We start from the raw sequence: 725 nt of genomic DNA on the forward strand, positions 1-725 counted from the left end.
TGGGAGGGCGGCGGGCGGAATGCCCGCCGCCCTCCCGCGTTCAGGTTTGCCCCGCCTCGATCCGCCCACCCGGCCAGGGTGACCAGCGGAAGGAGAGTGACCGCATGACCACGCTCAAGGTCAAGGAGATGCTCGACGCCTACCCCTCCGCCCTCGGCGGCGTCGACCGGGAGAAACTCACCGCCTGCATCGAGGAGTGCGTGTCCTGCGGCCAGGTGTGCACGGCGTGCGCGGACGCGTGCCTCTCCGAGGACATGGTCGACGAGCTCGCCACCTGTGTCCGCTCCGACCTGGACTGCGCCGACGTCTGCGGCGCCACGGCCCGCGTCCTGTCCCGGCACACCGGCTCGAACGTCGACGTCACCCGGGCCATGCTCACCGCGTGCGCCGCGGCCTGCCGGGCCTGCGGCGAGGAGTGCGCCCACCACACCCAGCACGACCACTGCCGGCTCTGCGCCGCGGCCTGCCGCTCCTGCGAGGAGGCCTGCGAGGCCCTGCTGGCGGCCCTGGGCTGATCCCCGTCGGCCCGGCCGGGCCGCACCCGGAACACGGACCCCCGCCGGAGGTGGAGGAACCCCGGCGGGGGCGAGAGGGGCGGGGCGACAACACCGCGGTGAGGCGCGCCCCCTCAAGGAAGATCAGCCGGCCCGCTGCCACAGGGCGGGCACGTTCGGCGGCTCCCAGCCGCCCTGCGCCTGGTGCTGCTGCAGGCACCGGTACGTGAC

At 74.8% G+C, this 725-nt stretch carries 2 protein-coding genes; one reads left to right on the forward strand and one right to left on the reverse strand.

Annotation, left to right across the window (positions count from 1 at the left end; translation table 11 throughout):
• Nucleotides 1-104 precede the first annotated feature (104 nt).
• Nucleotides 105-515, forward strand: coding sequence for a four-helix bundle copper-binding protein (locus ACOV8S_RS17380; protein WP_448318680.1), 411 nt, complete (start codon nt 105-107; stop codon nt 513-515).
• A gap of 123 nt (nt 516-638) precedes the next feature.
• Here the strand turns inward: ACOV8S_RS17380 and ACOV8S_RS17385 are convergent.
• On the reverse strand, nt 639-725 hold an 87-nt coding region (locus tag ACOV8S_RS17385; protein WP_448318897.1), incomplete at its 5' end, for a carbohydrate-binding protein.

It is taken from the genome of Streptomyces sp. CO7 (genome assembly GCF_053474865.1).